This window comes from Streptomyces sp. NRRL WC-3549 (assembly GCF_000721935.1).
Lineage (GTDB): Bacteria > Actinomycetota > Actinomycetes > Streptomycetales > Streptomycetaceae > Streptomyces.
This window is the reverse complement of the sequence record NZ_KL585432.1, coordinates 55,075-56,434: the sequence shown is the minus strand read 5'-3', so window position 1 is coordinate 56,434 and position 1,360 is coordinate 55,075. Positions and strand designations below refer to the sequence as shown.

The window sequence follows — 1,360 nt, the reverse complement described above, 5'->3', positions numbered from 1 at the left end:
TGTATAAGAGACAGGTCTCGTCCTGGCCACCCTGCTGTCCCGGCCCAACTCCCCGGTCCCCGTCGACGTGCTGACCGACGTGGTGTGGCCGGAGGAGCCGCCCCGGACCGCGCGCAAGAACCTCCAGGTCTACGTCAGCGCCGCCCGGACCCTCTTCGGCGCCGTGGACGGGGGCGACCGGGACCGGGTGGTGCACGGCTGCGGCGGGTACCGGCTGCGGATCGAGGAGGGCGAGCTGGACACCCTGCGGTTCCGCTCACTGGCCCGGGCGGGCCGGGCCGCCGGTGAACGGGGCGACCTGCGCACCGCGGCCCGGCTGCTGCGGGAGGCGCTGGACCTCTGGGGTGAGCGCCCGCCCCTGCATGACCTGCGGGACTCGGCCGTGGTGGCCCAGGAGGCGGAGCGGCTGGAGGCCCGCTGCCTGACCGTCTACGAGGACTGGGCGGAGGCCGAGATCGAGACGGGACGGGCGGCCGTCGCGGTGGACGGGCTGCGGGACCTGGTGGAGCGCCACCCGCTGCGGGAGCGGCTGCGGGCGGCCTGGATGAACTCCCTGCACCAATCCGGCCGTCAGGCGGAGGCGCTGGAGGTGTACGACGACTACCGGCAGTTGCTCGCCCGGGAGCTGGGTCTTGAGCCCAGCCCGGCGCTGGCCGCCCTCTACGGCCGGCTCCTCGGCCGGGGTGCCACCCCGCGCCCGGCCGGAGCCCGCCCGGCCGCACGGGACGTGTCACTCCCCGCGGACCTCCGCACCTTCACCGGCCGCGACGCCGAACTGGCCCGGCTGCTCCCGGTGGCGGGCGCCCCGGACGGCGGTGTGGTGGTCGTGACCGGCCCGGCCGGGGTGGGCAAGTCGGCGCTGGCGGTACGGGCGGCGCACCTGCTGGCCAAGGAGTTCCCCGACGGGCGGGTACACGTCCGGGCCCGGCGCCAGGACGGCACGCCACGCGTCCGGACCGACATGCTGGAGGAGTTGGTACGGCTGTGCGGCGCGGGGACCTCGGGCCGGCCCGACGCGGCGGAGGCGGAGGACGCCTGGCAGGACTGGCTGTCCCGGCACCGGGCCCTGGTCGTCCTGGACGACGTCGCGGACGAGGCGGCGGTGCGCGGGCTGCTGCCCCGGTCGGGTCGCTCCTCGGTGCTGCTGACGGCGCGCGGGCTCCTGGCCGGGCTGGCGCCCGTGCACCGGATCGCCCTGTCCGCACCGGACGAGGCCGAGGCGCTGGACCTGCTCGGGAGGCTGATCGGCGCGGACCGGCTGCGGACGGACCGGGCCGCGGCGCTGCGCATCGTACGGGCCTGCGGGGCGCTGCCGGTGGCGGTGGCGGTGAGCGGGATGCGGCTGGCGGTGCTGCGGCAC

Annotated in this window: 1 pseudogene; it reads left to right on the top strand. The window is 77.1% G+C overall.

Annotation, left to right across the window (positions count from 1 at the left end):
* Positions 1-16: 16 nt before the first annotated feature.
* A pseudogene (locus tag IH13_RS0130915) lies at positions 17-1,360 on the top strand (BTAD domain-containing putative transcriptional regulator); the annotation flags it as partial.